At 39.2% G+C, this 15,613-nt stretch carries 20 protein-coding genes and 1 tRNA gene; 15 read left to right on the forward strand and 6 right to left on the reverse strand.

The window, feature by feature from the left end; genetic code table 11:
• Nucleotides 1-433: 433 nt before the first annotated feature.
• Complete coding sequence (locus HKX40_RS01570) at nucleotides 434-922, forward strand: hypothetical protein (RefSeq protein WP_171587830.1); 489 nt, start codon at nucleotides 434-436, stop codon at nucleotides 920-922.
• A 197-nt stretch (nucleotides 923-1,119) separates the two neighbouring features.
• On the opposite strand, the gene HKX40_RS01575 is transcribed toward HKX40_RS01570, so the two are convergent.
• Nucleotides 1,120-1,413: a nucleotidyltransferase family protein gene (locus tag HKX40_RS01575; RefSeq protein ID WP_171587831.1), complete on the reverse strand. Its 294-nt coding sequence runs from the start codon at nucleotides 1,411-1,413 to the stop codon at nucleotides 1,120-1,122.
• A gap of 472 nt (nucleotides 1,414-1,885) precedes the next feature.
• On the opposite strand from HKX40_RS01575, the gene HKX40_RS01580 reads away from it, so the two are divergent.
• The 4 genes from HKX40_RS01580 (at nucleotide 1,886) to HKX40_RS01595 (ending at nucleotide 5,562) form a co-directional block, all read left to right on the forward strand.
• On the forward strand, nucleotides 1,886-2,671 hold the full coding sequence (locus HKX40_RS01580) for an HAD-IIA family hydrolase (protein ID WP_171587832.1): 786 nt from the start codon (nucleotides 1,886-1,888) through the stop codon (nucleotides 2,669-2,671).
• A complete protein-coding gene (locus HKX40_RS01585) occupies nucleotides 2,655-3,902 on the forward strand; it encodes an ATP-grasp domain-containing protein (protein WP_171587833.1) in 1,248 nt (415 codons plus the stop codon). Before HKX40_RS01580 ends, HKX40_RS01585 begins: the two co-directional genes overlap by 17 nt.
• A gap of 20 nt (nucleotides 3,903-3,922) precedes the next feature.
• Nucleotides 3,923-4,831 (forward strand): DMT family transporter, encoded by a 909-nt coding sequence (locus tag HKX40_RS01590; protein WP_171587834.1) that lies wholly within the window; start codon nucleotides 3,923-3,925, stop codon nucleotides 4,829-4,831.
• A gap of 104 nt (nucleotides 4,832-4,935) precedes the next feature.
• The gene (locus tag HKX40_RS01595) at nucleotides 4,936-5,562 is read left to right on the forward strand and encodes a LysE family translocator (protein WP_171587835.1); all 627 of its coding nucleotides are present in this window, start codon (nucleotides 4,936-4,938) and stop codon (nucleotides 5,560-5,562) included.
• Between the two features lie 69 nt (nucleotides 5,563-5,631).
• Here HKX40_RS01595 and HKX40_RS01600 read toward each other — a convergent pair whose 3' ends face one another.
• Genes HKX40_RS01600 through HKX40_RS01615 form a run of 4 tightly spaced genes read right to left on the reverse strand, consistent with a single transcriptional unit; the run spans nucleotide 5,632 to nucleotide 6,860 of the window.
• Nucleotides 5,632-5,940, reverse strand: coding sequence for an addiction module antidote protein (locus tag HKX40_RS01600; RefSeq protein WP_171587836.1), 309 nt, complete (start codon nucleotides 5,938-5,940; stop codon nucleotides 5,632-5,634).
• The gene (locus HKX40_RS01605) at nucleotides 5,927-6,295 is read right to left on the reverse strand and encodes a type II toxin-antitoxin system RelE/ParE family toxin (RefSeq protein ID WP_343042940.1); all 369 of its coding nucleotides are present in this window, start codon (nucleotides 6,293-6,295) and stop codon (nucleotides 5,927-5,929) included. Before HKX40_RS01605 ends, HKX40_RS01600 begins: the two co-directional genes overlap by 14 nt.
• Before the next feature lie 60 nt (nucleotides 6,296-6,355).
• Complete coding sequence (locus tag HKX40_RS01610) at nucleotides 6,356-6,622, reverse strand: type II toxin-antitoxin system RelE family toxin (protein WP_171587837.1); 267 nt, start codon at nucleotides 6,620-6,622, stop codon at nucleotides 6,356-6,358.
• Nucleotides 6,612-6,860 carry a type II toxin-antitoxin system Phd/YefM family antitoxin gene (locus HKX40_RS01615; RefSeq protein ID WP_171587838.1) on the reverse strand — a complete coding sequence of 83 codons (249 nt, stop codon included), beginning with the start codon at nucleotides 6,858-6,860 and terminating at the stop codon, nucleotides 6,612-6,614. The genes HKX40_RS01610 and HKX40_RS01615 overlap by 11 nt, the downstream gene beginning before the upstream one ends.
• Nucleotides 6,861-7,138: 278 nt before the next feature.
• Here HKX40_RS01615 and HKX40_RS01620 point away from each other — a divergent pair, with 278 nt between their 5' ends.
• From HKX40_RS01620 to HKX40_RS01640, 5 genes are all read left to right on the forward strand, one after another.
• Nucleotides 7,139-7,636, forward strand: a complete 498-nt coding sequence (locus HKX40_RS01620; protein ID WP_171587839.1) for a DUF6622 family protein — start codon at nucleotides 7,139-7,141, stop codon at nucleotides 7,634-7,636.
• Nucleotides 7,637-7,751: 115 nt separating this feature from the next.
• Entirely contained in the window at nucleotides 7,752-9,002 is a 1,251-nt protein-coding gene (locus tag HKX40_RS01625) for an APC family permease (protein WP_171587840.1), read from the forward strand.
• Nucleotides 8,999-9,274, forward strand: coding sequence for a HigA family addiction module antitoxin (locus HKX40_RS01630; protein ID WP_216605134.1), 276 nt, complete (start codon nucleotides 8,999-9,001; stop codon nucleotides 9,272-9,274). The genes HKX40_RS01625 and HKX40_RS01630 overlap by 4 nt, the downstream gene beginning before the upstream one ends.
• A gap of 153 nt (nucleotides 9,275-9,427) precedes the next feature.
• On the forward strand, nucleotides 9,428-9,766 hold the full coding sequence (locus HKX40_RS01635; protein WP_171587841.1) for a nucleotidyltransferase domain-containing protein: 339 nt from the start codon (nucleotides 9,428-9,430) through the stop codon (nucleotides 9,764-9,766).
• On the forward strand, nucleotides 9,754-10,140 hold the full coding sequence (locus HKX40_RS01640) for a HEPN domain-containing protein (RefSeq protein WP_171587842.1): 387 nt from the start codon (nucleotides 9,754-9,756) through the stop codon (nucleotides 10,138-10,140). Before HKX40_RS01635 ends, HKX40_RS01640 begins: the two co-directional genes overlap by 13 nt.
• A 34-nt stretch (nucleotides 10,141-10,174) precedes the next feature.
• Here the strand turns inward: HKX40_RS01640 and HKX40_RS01645 are convergent, their stop codons facing one another.
• Complete coding sequence (locus HKX40_RS01645) at nucleotides 10,175-11,047, reverse strand: DMT family transporter (RefSeq protein WP_171587843.1); 873 nt, start codon at nucleotides 11,045-11,047, stop codon at nucleotides 10,175-10,177.
• A 112-nt stretch (nucleotides 11,048-11,159) separates the two neighbouring features.
• Here HKX40_RS01645 and HKX40_RS01650 point away from each other — a divergent pair, with 112 nt between their 5' ends.
• The 5 genes from HKX40_RS01650 (at nucleotide 11,160) to leuD (ending at nucleotide 15,609) form a co-directional block, all read left to right on the forward strand.
• Entirely contained in the window at nucleotides 11,160-12,584 is a 1,425-nt protein-coding gene (locus tag HKX40_RS01650; protein ID WP_171587844.1) for an MATE family efflux transporter, read from the forward strand.
• 167 nt (nucleotides 12,585-12,751) lie between these two features.
• Nucleotides 12,752-13,246, forward strand: coding sequence for a TIGR00645 family protein (locus HKX40_RS01655; RefSeq protein WP_171587845.1), 495 nt, complete (start codon nucleotides 12,752-12,754; stop codon nucleotides 13,244-13,246).
• An 80-nt stretch (nucleotides 13,247-13,326) separates the two neighbouring features.
• Nucleotides 13,327-13,403: transfer RNA gene (locus HKX40_RS01660), tRNA-Val, on the forward strand.
• 149 nt (nucleotides 13,404-13,552) lie between these two features.
• A complete protein-coding gene (gene leuC / locus HKX40_RS01665) occupies nucleotides 13,553-14,953 on the forward strand; it encodes a 3-isopropylmalate dehydratase large subunit (RefSeq protein ID WP_171587846.1) in 1,401 nt (466 codons plus the stop codon).
• Nucleotides 14,954-14,964: 11 nt separating this feature from the next.
• Entirely contained in the window at nucleotides 14,965-15,609 is a 645-nt protein-coding gene (leuD, locus tag HKX40_RS01670) for a 3-isopropylmalate dehydratase small subunit (protein WP_171587847.1), read from the forward strand.
• The last annotated feature ends 4 nt before the right edge of the window (nucleotides 15,610-15,613 follow it).

The following is a 15,613-nucleotide window of genomic DNA, read 5'->3' on the forward strand; positions in this document are numbered from 1 at the left end:
GTTGATGATTTGACTTTCGCTAGTGCGTTTGCTCATGGTAAAACTCCTTTGAAATAAGTTTACGGTAAAGTTCAAAAAAGTTCTACTTTCTTGTTGTCTTAATTTAGGGGATGGCTACAATACAGATTTAAATCAAATTCCTTATGAGTCTATTAAGTTAGATGATTTTGGAAGGGAGATTGATGCCTACAATTTCATCCAAGAACATGGGGATGGGTTATTTGATTATTTAGTAGAACCATTTAGGCGGTGGCAACCAGGTACTTATCATTATTTGAGCAATGGTAAACTTTTCTATGCAGTGCATAAGTCTCCCTACCCCAATTTTGACGATATCACTCAATTAGGATTAATAGTCAATAATAGAGTTTGTTACATTAAATACACGGCATATACCTATGAGGAAGGTAAGAATGACTACCCTACTATTCCTTTGGCAATTCTTAATTCTTGGCTTTATCGTGCTCAGGGATGGGATGTGGCAGAATCAATAGCGATTGATATTCATAGAGGTGTTTTACCTTCAGCAAAGACGTATTCTGTATCACCAATATGCTCACTTATCAGGGAGTTAGCAGATAAGGAACGGCGCGTATTACCTCAATATGCTGAATTTCTAGAGGCGAAATTTAATCATCCTTTCCGCCAAAGCTATCACATTAAAGAGTTTATGGATGATAAATACTTTGAATTACGGTGTTTGCTAGATACACGGTTAGATGGAGACTGGGGAAAAAATGGTTTCCAGCTATTTGTCTCATCGCATAACACCGAGCGTAATGTGTATGTCGTACCAAGAACAGATGTCATGCAAATTAAAAAACTCTCTCATCCAGCAGAAGCTATTGATAGCTATGCAGCACACCTATTGTCAGGGAAAGAAGGAGAGTTTGATTTTCTGCAATACGCAGAAGATTTTTAAGTGCAAGGTGGGGGTAGCATAGGGGTTGTCTATTTGGCTATTATGTAGGCCAGTAAGAAATGGACTATGCAGATACGAGACTGGCGTTCGGCATTAAATCAGTTTAGTATTATGTTTGGTGAGCGTATTACCGACCGTATTTAAAATCCATTTGCACAAAATTCCGGACAGGCTCTCTATGTAGTTCGTTAATTGATTCATACAACTACAGCCTCCCTCAAAACCTTTTCCTTAAATCTTGTTGGTAAGCTGCATTCTTCCGTTAAATCAAAATTATCTCCTACAATTTCTTGTAAATCTGAGCAAAATGCACCAATATCAATTAATGTCGTTCCTGGTTTTATGTTAATTAAAAAATCAATATCACTGTTTTCTGTATCTTCGCCGCGAGCAACGGAACCAAACACACGCAAATTACTTAATTTTGGGTGACGAGCAAAACAAGCAAGAATTTCATCCCTATGTAAGGCGAGAATTTCAGAGGGCTTCATATCTATCTCCCTAAGTAGCCTACGTTTAATTATATACAAAAAAGCATAGTCACACAGTCGATTATTTTATCTCGATAGAACCTTCCGTATCAATGTTACCCAAATCAACGGAAGTTTCTGAGTGTTAAAATTGGTATTGTAGCAAGACAGCCCTATCCAATTGAAGTGACCTCTCTCCCCCAAAAAATCACTGATAGGACGATGAAATTTCCTGTAAACTGAAATTTCAGAGGAGCTCTGCGACGAAGTGAAGACTTCTTGATGCAAAAGTGTGCCTGTGTATGGGATTTGATAATCAAGGTAAGTCTGCTATTTTATTCTATCTGGCAATGTTTTTTCTGAATATGGTATTTTTACTAGTGAATAGAACTTGACTTAAATTAAAAAAAAAAAAAAAAATAATAATACGAATATTAAATAATTTCAATGCATTAGCTACCACTTTATCACAATCACAAATGGCAGGTGACTTATGAAAAGCATCAAAGGAATTATATTTGATATTGATGGCACACTGGTGTTAAATCAAAAAGCACTACCGGGGGCATTGGAGACTGTATCCAGTTTAAAGGAAAAGGGGTGTCAGTTAAGGTTGATTTCCAATATGACCAGCAAGTCCCCTGTTGAGCTTAGTCATATGTTAGGCAGTATGGGATTTAATATTGATCCCGAAGAAATCCAGACCGCTGTCTCTGTGTGCATAGAGTATCTGAATAATCATTGTGATAAAACCGTATTTTTAGCTATCCCAGAAAAGCTATTGCCTCTTTTCTCAGGAGTAAACAAAACACAAGATAATCCTGATTTTGTGGTCATGGGTGATTTGGATAGTGAGTTTAATTATTCTTTACTGAATAGAATTTTTAATTATTTAACGTCTGGGGCTGAATTAATTACTTTTCACAAAAATCCTTTTTATTTTCGTGATAATGCAAAGTGGTTGGATAGTGGCGCATTCACGATGGCGCTAGAGCAGGCAACAGGCAAGACTGCTGTCGTAATGGGTAAACCATCACCCGTCCTATTTGAAAGAGCTGTTGCTTCGATGGGATTGGATAAAAAAGAGGTTCTTGTTATCGGAGACGATGTCAGTTCAGATATTCAGGGAGCGAGAAATGCGGGCTTGAAATCTTTGCTCGTAGGAAGCGGTAAGTTTCAGCCCTCACACCTAGAGACATATCGTATCTCAAAAGACGAATTCCTTCCTCACATTTCTGATCTTATTACTATGTTGGAGAAAGATGATGAAGCTGCTTAATATTGAGGTCAATTCACGAGGAGAAGTGTTCTTTGGACGGTATGATATTTTTCGGGAAAATGGTGCTGAAATCTATCACCTCACATCTAAAAATAATCCTTCCACCTACCCTATGTTTGCGGGAATTCGTTATTTTTCAGAGCAAACTTTAGAAGAAGCCATAAAAGTAGCCAAATTATGGCACGAACAAATAGGATTTGATGCTGTAATTACTACAGATGAGGCTTCTGTGATATCTGCAGCGGCTATTAGTCAGGAGTTGGAGCTTCCTGGTTTGTCTGTTGATGCAGCTCAGAAGAGTCGCAATAAATTCTATATGCGTTTAGCTCACCAGAAATACTCGGCACCCCACCCTCATTTTCAATGTTGTGATACATTAGATCAGGCAGTGGCGGCAGCCTCACTTATTGGCTATCCTGTCATATTAAAACCGACTCTTGGCGGTAACGCAGAGCATACTTATTTAATTCATGACGAAAAAAAACTGAGAGATATTTTCCCTAAAGCATGGGAAGCTAATCAGCGGTATTCTTATTGTCAGCATGATGCCCAAACTATTTTGCTGGGTCCTAATAGTATGCTTATAGAGGAATTTCTGTCAGGAAGTGAACACTGTGTTGAAGCATGGGTAAAAAATGGTGTGGCTCATATCGGTTCTATAGCAGATCGTATATCTATCGAATTAGATACTTTTGATAATGATCTTTATAGAACACCATCGCTTTTGTCTTCATCAAAAATTGCATTGTTACAAGAAGCCTTACAGGCTGGGGTTACGGCTCAGGGTATTACTCATGGTGTTGTTCATGCAGAGTTTAGGTTCCACCACGATAAACCGTATATTGTGGAAATCGCGGCAAGGGTTGGTGGAGGTAGTCTTTATAAAATGGCTCAGCTAAGCTATGGTTACTGTCCCATTAAGACCGCCTACTGTGTGGCGACAAACACTTATGTTCAAGAAAAACCTTTAAGTAAAACAGGAAAGGTAGCTGTGGGTTTAACTATGCTTTGCCAGCAAGGGATAATTAAGCGAATTCATATTCCTGAATTTGTGAGGAGCCATCCTAATGTTTTTAATTTGGGTATATTAGCAAAAGAAGGAGATTTTCATCGAAGACCTCCTGAAGGAAATGATATTTTTGGCTATTTAGGCGTTGTAGGTGATTCACAAGAGCAAGCTATTGAGTTGGCTGAATCTTTGTTTGCCTCTATAACGATAGAGCTTGAGTAATTGTTGGTAGTGGAGGCAACATGAGTGATACATTATTGGGCGTATTATGTGTTCTGTTATTTTTAATTATATCCAACGTTAATGCAGTACTTTCGGGTTGGTTGCTACAACAGGTACATCCATTTACTTTACTCTTTTGGAGTTTTTTAGTTGTTATTATTTTCTTTCAAGTACGATTACGAGTGACAATGGGTAAGAGTTCCCTTCGTGTACCTACATTTTCTACCAGAAATTTGTTATCTCTTAATGTGGCAAGTAGTGTAAGTTGGATTGGCTATTATTATGCATTACGATATATCGAGCCAGCAATTGTTAGTGCATTGATGGGATGTATTGGTCCTATGTTCATTGTGATTAAAAACTTTTTGTCTACAAAAGTATGGGAAAAGAGGAGTTTTTTTGTCGCTGTGGGAATGTTGTTAGGAACGGTCTTGCTGGTGTGGAGCTCCTTCTCTAGCAGTGGGTTAGAAAAAATATCACTCATAAGTATTGCAATTGGCTTATTGTCCGCTTTTATTGGTGGATTGGGTCAAGTGATGACTACGCTGTCGACAAAAGGGTTAGCTGCTCAAGGTTGGAATGCAAGCCAAATTATGGCACATCGGTTTTATTTATTAGTGTTGATTGTCGGAATGTTAGCTTGGCATAATGATGTATTATTAGTGAATAACACCAATAATGTTTTACCAATTACGCTTATTTCTATTGTGGGCGTATTGATTCCTTTGTGGGTATTACAAAAGGGAATTATTTTATCTTCGCCCCTTACAGTCTCTGTTCTATTATCTTTTTCTCCTCTGGTAACATTGTTTTTCCAAAAATTCGATGCACGTTTGGCATGGTCTAGTATGACTTTTGTTGGGTGTGTAGTTATAGTAGCGAGTGTTCTCGCCCATTTCATAACATTACAAGGAAAAGAGAAAAAGTGAATTCTCCAAGTAACGATAAGGATGTTAGAGTTGTTCGATTGAGTAACTTAAAAAATTTCATTTAAAATAATACGAATATAAATGGAATTTTGGAGACAACACTAATGAACTACTCGTTACTTGCCACCTATGTGCTTTCCATTGTGCTTTTTTTAGGTACGCCTGGTCCTGTGACCGTATTAGTGGTGAGTGCGAGTATTAAAGACGGTTTTTGGGCGGGGGTAAAAACGGTGATGGGAACAAGTACCGCCTCTCTTATTCTGATTGCTGTGTCTTTTGCCATTATTCAGGGGGTATTTTCCGTAAGTGAAGTGGCTTTGAGTTGGCTTACTCTGGTGGGTTCATTGTACTTATTGTATTTTGCTATTGGTATTTTGAGAGATAAGGCAAACATTCAACAAACCATTAGCGAAAATGCGGGTAAAGTCACTCGTCGTCATTTCCGTGATGGTTTTCTGATTGGTATTTCTAATCCGAAAGATATTTTGTTCTTTATTGCCTTTTTCCCTATGTTTTTGGGTGTTTATCCTAATAATGTTGGCGTGTCTATGTTGGTGCTTGTGATGGTGTGGGTGGCGTTAGACTATAGTATTTTGTCTTGTTACTCCTTTATTTTTTCCAAAATCAACAATAATCGTACGGTAAATGTGATTAGCAAAGCCTCTGGCAGTATTTTATTGTTGGTGGCGTTATATGCGATTTATACAATGGGAAGGGCGATTTTAGCTTGAAAGTAGTTATCAGCAACGTAATTCAATCATTCTATGATTGTGTAGGGTTTAAAAGCATAATGCTTGTCGCTAGCCTGCAAGAGAGGTTAAGTCGACTTTAAGTGCATGAGCAATTTTGATGATGGTTGCAAATTGAGGTTTAGAACCTGAACGTAAAGCTCTATATAAGCCCGCACGATCAAGTCCAGTTGCCTCGGCAAGATTGTGCATCCCGTATGCTCGTGCTGCAGTACTGAGGGCATCAATAAATAGACTGGGATTATTGTCTTCTATGGATGCTTTTAGCGCTTCTGCCAGATACCCTTGTATAAGACGTTCAGAGTATAAAAAATTTGCTAAGTCCCAAGACTTCACACCGTATTTCTTAGTGGCATTCATTGATATGTTCCTTGATTAAGTCTTCAGCTATTTGAGTCGCTAATTTAATATCTTTCGATTGGGTTCCTTTGTGACCGCCAGCTAATAGAAAACAGACTGTATCACCGATGAGTGTGTAGTAAACTCGATACCCTTTACCTTCTCGGATACGCAGTTCCCAAAGATACTCATTCAGGCGTTTATGGTCACCAAAATTCCCATACACAACTCTATCTAATCGAACAGCAATTTTCTGTCTTGCAGAATAGTCTTTTAAATGCTTAAACCATTCATCAAATAAATCTGTACTTTTTAAAGTAATCAGAGTATGTCTCCTCTTAGAGGGTATATTATTAATGCTATGATTGTAGACGATTGTCTACATTATTGCAAGATACCAAAAATCAGTCATACTAGAATACTCTTTTAGATTTATTCAGCGGTTATAAATCGTATCTCGCTTACCAATGGCAATGACTTCAACGGTAACGGTATCATCAATGACTTCATAAAGTAGCCTATAGCCAACAGTACGTAATTTAATCTTATACCGAAAGCCAGCATATCCAGATAATCGGTTTTTCTCAATATGAGGCATTTCTAGTACCTTAGTAAGTTTTTTCTTAAAAGCTGTCTTTACTGTATTGTCTAGGCTTTGCCATTCTTTTTGTGCGGATTGCGTAAAAACGAGATTATAGGTCATCTAAAGATACCTTGATGCGCTTTTCATTTTTACGTTTATCTGCAATTGCATTGAGTTCTAAATCCTCCAAGCGTTCAATAAGTTCTGCATATTTATAAGCAGGTATACAATAAAAAGCGGGTTTGTTACGATTTAACACAGCGACTACTTCACCATCTGCTTCTTTGATAGTTTGCATCGGTGCTTTTTTAAAATCGCTAATACTAGCAGTAAATTCAGCATGTAATGGAGTAATCAAAATAGACTCCTCGTTGAGGTTATTAAATATACTTTTAATTGTACCATTAAAGACACTATAGCGCTTAACTTCATTGTACTTTGTCTTTAACTATAATCAAACGATTAAGTGTCAAGTTTAGGATAGACTTTAGCTAAAAAATCGTAACCATAGAAAGCAAACCATAAAAAGTGCATTTTACAGCAACTACTCCTTGCTGAATATAGCGTGAAATTCCTAATAGTGAAATCTTTTAAATCCATTACAATAGCTATTTATTTCGGTAGGAGAATTGGAGCATGCTAGACATTATTACTCATACGCCATATTGGGTTTGGGGTCTATTGATTTTTTTGTTAGTCATCGGAAGTCTTTCCTTAAAAGATAGAACAATCCCTGTCTATCGAGTTATGCCACTTCCTATCATATTTTCTTTCCTATCTTTCTTTTCTATTATTTCAATGTATAGTGGAGAGTTGTTGCTTTCAGCGATGATTGCCAACTTTATTTTCCTGGTGGTGGGTGTGCTTATCGTTGAGAAAATTTTGATTTCAATGGGGATAAGAGTTGTCTATCATCGCTCGGAGCGTAGGCTTTTTATATCAGGTAATGGATTTACGCTGGTATCTGTTATCTTGATCTTCTTGGTTAAATACGTTTTAAATGTGTTTTTGGTGATTAAACATCCATCTCTTACTGATGATTTTTCATTCGCCATTATTTTCGGCGCTATACAAGGAATATGTGCAAGTGTTTTTCTTGGGGAACTATTGTATTTTTATAAAAAAACTAGGTAGTGGTGGTTTTTAATATCTATTTTTGATAGTAGGACTAGATAGGTACCTATTCTGGCTCATCATCGTACAGAGAAATTTTTAATCTCAAAAAAATATAATGAGTAGAGGAGACGCTATGCTAAAGCCTAAGATTACCTTACTCAACGGTGTGGCTATTGCTATTTCCATGGTGGTGGGATCAGGGCTGTTTGGGTTACCGGGGTTAGCAATTCAAACCACTGATACGCTTACCGCTTTACTGGGTTGGGGAGCGGTTGTGTTATTCATGCCTGCTCTTATTTATGTGTTCTCTTGGTTGGGTAGTCGTTATCCTTCCTCTGAAGGTATTTCATTGTATGCGAGTAAAGGTTTGGGGGAGTGGAGTCGAGCAGGTATCATGATGATTACCTGCGGTACATTGGCTGTTGGTATGCCTGCTTTTTTCCTCGTGGGAGGAAGTTATATGGCGGCATTGCTTGAGGTAGATACGGCAAAATGGACTGTTCCTTGTGCGTTGATATTGGCAGTGATGACGACTTTAATCAACATCAGAGGGGTCGAAAAGCTAGGCACTATCAATAAAGTAGTGGTTGTGCTGGTGCTGGGAGTGGTGGTCTATATTTGTATTCGTTCTTTGCCATCGATTACGCAAGCAACGGATAGCATCTATTGGAGTCAAGTGATAGCCATACCTCTACCTCAATTATGGTTGGCAATGTCAATTGTCTTTTGGGCTTTTCAGGGTTGGGAGAATATGACCTTTGGCTTTGAAGAAATAGAAAACCCTCAGCGAAATATTCCTCTGATTTTCTGGTTGAGTTTTGGTGTTGTTTCAATCATTTATTTGCTATTTGCTTTGGCAGTGTTTGCAGGGGCACAACAAGGACTGGATGTGTCCGGGTTGAACGGGATTGTGTCCTTGCTTCCTGTTGGTATCGTCGGGCGTGTGGTTCTTGTCGTGATGGTTGGCATATTAGTCGCCAATGCGAATGCTTGGGTTTTTGGTAGCTCTAGGGCTTTTTTTTCGGCAGCCAAATTAGGCTTGTTGCCTAAAAAATTAAGTGTTGTCAATCGACAGGGCATTCCTGTATCTATGCTAATCGCTTTGTTAGGACTGTATACTGTCGTTATTGCGTGTTTATGGTATTTTAAAATCGAAGTACATTATGCTTTTTTGCTGACAACACAAGGGTTTATTATTCTTTACGGCGGTGCTGTTGTTGCTTATTGGCGAGAAGTAAAAACATGGTGGCAAAAAGCGATCGGTATTATCGCTGGACTCAGTTGGGTGTTTTTAATGCAAGGTTTTGGTTGGTTAATCATCTATCCTCTTGGGTTGATGGTGCTAGGTGTTGGCTTGGAGCGTAGGGGAATAGGGGGAAAATGATGAGTATGTATAATCCCGTTCACCCCGGTGAAGTATTAAGGGAGTACATTGATGGTTTTAGTGTCACAGAGGTGGCACAACGACTAGATGTTTCGCGTGTAGCGCTATCGCGTGTTTTGAATGGGAAGTCCGCTATCTCGCCTGAAATGGCGTTAAGGCTAGGTCAATTATTGAATAACACCCCAGAGTTTTGGCTAACTATGCAAGCAAATTATGACTTGTGGCAGGTACAGCAACACGCTCACTTTAATATTAAACCTTTGTTTGCTTAATGAATATTCTGGGGGGTAATATTTTGTGTTGTAATGGCATGCTATTGCACTGGTATTGTCGCTTTTTTAGTACAGGATTAGCTGAAAGACCACTTATGAAAAATATCTTTTTGGCTTGTTATAATAGGAGAAAATCTTAATAAGGAGATGGCAATGGACTCTTTTTCAGAAAAAATTGCACGGGAATTTGTGGAAAATATCCGAGGAAAATTCAATATCCACGATGTCATTGTCTATGGGAGTCGAGCTAGAGGAGATTTTAGACCTGATAGTGATTTAGATATAGCTGTGATTCTAAATGATGAAACTGACCCTAGACGTACCAAGATGCTAGCAATTACAGATATAGGCACAGATTTGTTGTTAAAGCATTTTATACTGGTGAGTCCTTTTACTGTTTTGCGACATGAATGGGAAAATCCTCGCACATTACAGCAAAAATGGTTTATTGATAATGTGAAAAAAGATGGTGTTTCGGTATGGATGCATTAAAGATAGAATTTAAGAAATCGCAAGACTGTCTTAAAATAGCTCACCTTAGCTTTGATGTTGGTGAGTACGATTCAGCAGTGAACAGAGCCTATTATTCTATCTTACATACGATACGGTGCGGATTGTTACTTTCCAATAATCCAGAAGCTGCCTCTAATCGTACTCACAGTGGGCTGATTAGTGCGTTTTTTCAATTCCTTATTAAAGAAAATTTAATAGACCAGAGTTTTTCAAAAAAAATTGGTCGAGCATACGAGTATCGTCTTATTTCTGATTATTCAGGTGATTTTGCGGAAAAAGATGAGGCGTTGTCATGTATTCAGACGGCAGATGAGTTGTTAGAGGCTATCAAAAAACTAGGTATGATTAGTTAGATAAAAAATTATTAACCCTTGTTCGCTTAATCCTCTACACCGCCTGCGATTGGTCAGGCAACAGGATACAAATCCCTGCTGCACTAATCACCAAAACCACGCCAATAATCGCTGTTAGGCTGAGGGTTTCGCCAAGAAGTATAACAGCTAATAACACCCCAAACACTGGTTCTAGGGCAAGGAATATACCGCTAATATTGGCTGATGTTTTTCCTAGTCCTTTGTTCCAGCACCAGCTAGCGACAAGGCTACATCCAATTCCTAGGTAAAGAATGGCAGCCATCCCTTCAGCTGTATAATGAATATGCCAATCTTGTGTGGCTAATAACATGATAGGGAGACCGACCAATGTACCTAACTGAATGGATAGGGCGGTAAAAACTTTAGCATCCATTTTTTGGAGAATTTGTTGAGAAAGGCGTAACCAAAAGGCTACTGCAATCGTAGAGAAAAAAACGAGTGTACATCCCCATAAAGAGACCGTTCCACCTTGATCATGTGTTACGACCAATGCTACTCCTACAAATGCCATCACACCTAGTAGGAGGATGCTAGGAGAAAGTTTATCTTTAAAGAAAATTGCTCCTGATATGGCAACAATAAGCGGTTCTATCCCAATGACCGTTGCCGCACTACTGGCAGAGGTGAGACTTAATCCAAGAAATTGAAATAAAAAGGTGACTGGATAGGTAAGAAAGCCAAGAAACGCAATTTTTTTCCAAGAGATTGAAGCTGTCTGTGATGATGTTTGCTGCTGCAAATATCGCCATGTGAGCGGTAAGGTGATAAGGCTGGCAATAATCAAGCGAAACAAAACAATTAATGAGGGATCAGCCATAGTATAGGCATATTTACCAGCGATAAACGACGTTCCCCAAAAGAATGAAGCTAATAAAAGGTAGAACATAGAGAAAAATCAATCTCAACAGTGTTTTTAAAGAATTTTAATTTTAAAATAGGAATGAGATAAAAGACAATAAATAATTGTGCCTGAGAATAAAGGAAGAGGGGCTAAAACGATGAGACTATCTTATTCGCCATTGGGGACTTTAAATAAGCAAGCTATGGCGGTCATGTTGTCATGGGCGGCAACCTCTATTTATGGGGTCGTCGACATTTATTTCATTGCTTTATTAGGAACGCATGAATTAACCGCCGCAGGGATTGCAAGCCCTTTTATGTGGTTGTTTAACACGGTAGCAAGTGGATTTGCACTGGCCATTTCTATTTTTACTGCAAGGTATCAAGCGGAAAGTACTTTTCGTCAGCAAGTCGTTCAGCCGATGTTAATAGGGATTGCGGTATTATCGTTGCTGGCATGGGCTATCTATAGTGGGTTGTTACACGCCATGATAGAGGGATTTTCAGGCAACACCGAGGTGGTTGAGCAGGCTTGGGTGTATTTTGGAACATGGATGGCAACCTATTTTTCAACCTTGTTATTCACGTCTGGGGCGGCAATGATGAGAGGGTTTGAACTCTATCGTCAACAAACCAGTATCATCATTGTTTCATGTGTGTTAAATGCTATTTTTTCGCCAATATTGATGTTTCCCCCTATAGGTATGGGGATTGCAGGAGCGGTATATGGCACAGTATTAGCTCAGCTTTGTGCTATCGGTTTGTTTTTTAGACAGATTAGACAAAAAACAGGATATTCAGTTTTAGAAAGACAATGCCTGCCCTGCAAAGAGCAAAATATAGAAAGGTCTTATTCATTATCATCTGACTATCATTCACAAATATCAAAAGATAACAAACGACAAGCATCAACGCTTCCCGACTCACTGCTGTATATAAGCCAGCTGAAAAGCGTCTTTCAACTTTTCAAAATGGCATTGGTGACGGCAACTTCATCTATGTTTTGGCCTGTATCTGTGTTGATTTCAACCTACTATATGTCAAAGTTAGGGGAGATTGAAGTGGCTATGATGGGGGTGATTGCAAAAGTGCAACCTTTACTAATGACACCAATTTTTGCCATAGGTATTGCGACGAGCGTCGCAGTGAGTAAGTATTTTCAGCAGAATGATAGAACCACTATTAAACAATATCTTCACACGGCGGTATTTTTAATGGTGGTATGGCAAGCTGGTATTGCTGTGGTTTTGTATATAATTAGGGAGCCTTTTGCTGAGTTCATGTTACCGCACACACCGCAAGCCGTTGGGCTATTACAGTATTTTTTATTACTTATTCCTACGACAGTCATTGGACGAGGGTTGATTTTTCTTCTATCCCAAACCTTGCCAGCCATGAACTTAGCCCCTAATGCATTGATAATAGATTTTATTTTTGCCTTATGTCTTCATACCTTGTGCTATCTGATAGGTTACTGGATGGGGGATTTTGAAGTGACTATAGTGTCACTTGCTATCCTTAATGTCATTGGTGTGAGTATTTTTGTGGTGGTGAGTAGGGGAATGAGGCATAAATGCCTGTAAATTTTTCTTATTGTGATAAGAAGATACCCCCCACGCATTGTCATCACAGTCATTCATGATTGAGATTATAATGCTCCGCATTGGTATAATGGACTGAATTTTTCGTGTTTTGAATAGTACCATTATGTTCTAATAGGTGGTTTTTCACAATAAAGGATTTTTTAACAATGAAAACAGAAAAATGGTTAGAAAATATTATGTACTCCGCACGCTGGCTATTAGCCCCTATTTATTTAGGATTGTCGCTAGCGCTATTAATGCTCACTGTTAAGTTTTTTCAGGAAATCTTTCACACGATTCCTCATATTTTAGAGACAGGGGAATCTGACCTTGTGTTATTGATACTAGGGCTGATTGACTTATCGCTAGTAGGTGGTTTGCTTGTGATGGTGATGTTTAGCGGTTACGAAAATTTTGTGTCGACGATAGATATTCATGAAGGCAAGGAAAAACTGGACTGGCTGGGGACAATGGATGCAGGTACGCTCAAGCTAAAGGTGGCCTCATCTATTGTTGCGATTTCCTCTATTCACTTGCTTCGTGTCTTTATGGAATTACGCCAAATTGAGAATGACAAATTGCTTTGGTATGTTGTTCTGCATTTGACATTTGTATTGTCGGCTTGTGCAATGGGTTTTTTGGATAAGATTACCAAGCATTAGGTCAATACATATTCAGTCGATTCTTGTACATAAAAATCGTTGACAAAAAATAAATCGTTCCTATATAATTTCACTTTTTTAGGCGGTTAGCTCAGTTGGTTAGAGCGCTACGTTGACATCGTAGAGGTCGCTGGTTCGACTCCAGTATCGCCTACCAGAATTCTTTTAGCCACTACTTGTTTAGTGGCTTTTTTATTGTCTATAAAAAACATAGTAGTATGAGTACTAGTATAATTGCTAGGCTTGTTAAAAAAATAAAAACCTTGATAATAGACGCATCATTACTTTTTTCAGTCGGAGAAAGACATGGCAAAAACGCTTTACGATAAACTTTGGGAGGCTCATGTGGTGAGCCAGGAAGAGGATGGTACCTGTTTAATCTATATTGACCGTCAGTTATTGCATGAAGTCACCAGTCCTCAGGCCTTTGAGGGATTGGCAATGGCTAATCGTCAACCTTGGCGCTTAAGTGCTAATTTGGCAGTAGCTGATCACAATGTGCCTACCACTAATCGTGCACAAGGCATTGATGATCCCATATCTAAATTGCAAGTAGATACATTAGATAAAAACTGTGCAGAGTACAAGATTACAGAGTTTCGTATGGACGACATTCGTCAAGGGATTGTGCATGTGGTTGGTCCAGAGCAAGGGGCGACATTGCCAGGTATGACTGTAGTTTGTGGTGATTCGCATACAAGTACGCATGGCGCCATTGGTGCGTTGGCTTTTGGTATCGGTACGTCAGAAGTAGAACATGTGTTAGCGACACAAACGCTTTTGATGAAGAAAAATAAGAATATGCTCGTCAAGGTGGAGGGTAAGCTTCCTGTTGGTTGTACGGCTAAAGATATTGTATTGCACGTAATCGGTGTGATTGGTACGGCAGGTGGTACTGGCTGTGCCATTGAGTTTGCGGGTAGCACTATCCGTGATTTGTCAGTGGAAGGTCGTTTGACGGTCTGTAATATGGCGATTGAAGCGGGGGCTCGCTCTGGCTTGGTGGCAGTAGATGATAAGACGATTGAGTATTTTAAAGGTCGTCCTTATGCTCCTAAAGGTGAAGCGTGGAATCAAGCGGTGGAATACTGGCGTACTTTGCATTCTGATGAAGGGGCGCATTTCGATACAGTGGTTGAAGTTAATGCAGCAGATATTAAACCTCAAGTGACTTGGGGAACTTCACCTGAGATGGTGCTAAGTATTGAGGATGTTGTGCCTAATCCAGCAGATGAGCAAGACCCTGTGAAACGTAGTGGTATAGAACGCGCCTTGTCCTATATGGGTCTAACGGCAGGCACTCCTATCAATACGATTAGTATTGATAAAGTCTTTATCGGTTCTTGTACCAACTCGCGTATCGAGGATTTGCGAGAAGCAGCTTCCGTTATCAAGGGAAGAAAGGTAGCAGCAAATGTGAAGCAAGCACTTATCGTACCTGGTTCTGGTTTGGTAAAAGCACAAGCGGAAAAAGAAGGCTTAGATAAGATTTTTATTGAGGCTGGTTTTGAATGGCGTGAACCTGGTTGCTCTATGTGTCTAGCAATGAATGCTGATCGTTTGGAGCCAGGAGAGCGTTGTGCTTCTACATCCAACCGTAACTTTGAAGGGCGTCAAGGTCAAGGTGGACGCACTCATCTAGTCAGCCCAGCGATGGCAGCATCTGCCGCTATTGCAGGTCATTTTGTTGATGTAAGAAACTTCTAAGGGGGAAAAAGATGCAAGCATTTACAGTGCACAAGGGATTAGTTGCACCACTAGACCGTGAGAATGTGGATACTGATTTAATTATTCCAAAACAATTTTTAAAGTCAATTAAACGTACTGGTTTTGGTCCTAACCTATTTGATGAGTTACGTTATCTTGATCACGGCGAACCTGGCATGGACAACAGCAAGCGTCCGTTAAATCCTGATTTTGTGTTGAATCAACCTCGTTATCAGGGGGCTTCGGTGTTACTTGCTCGTAAAAATTTTGGTTGCGGTTCTAGTCGTGAGCATGCCCCTTGGGCTTTGGTGCAATATGGTTTTAGAGTCATTATTGCGCCATCTTTTGCAGATATTTTCTTTAACAATAGCTTTAAAAATGGTTTGTTGCCTATTCGTTTGCCTGAGGAGACGGTTTCTGAGCTTTTTGATGAAGTATATGCAACAGAGGGGTATAGTCTAACAATAGACTTGGAAAAACAGGTTATTATTACACCAGTAGGACGTGAAATCACTTTTGATGTGGAACCATTCCGTCGTTACTGTTTATTAAATGGCTTTGATGATATTGGCTTAACCTTGCGTCAGGCGGATAAGATTAAAGCCTTTGAGGCTGAGCGTTTAGCAAAAATGCCTTGGTTAGTTGGAACAAATTAGGAAA

This window comes from Pelistega europaea (genome assembly GCF_013133775.1).
GTDB lineage: Bacteria > Pseudomonadota > Gammaproteobacteria > Burkholderiales > Burkholderiaceae_B > Taylorella > Taylorella europaea.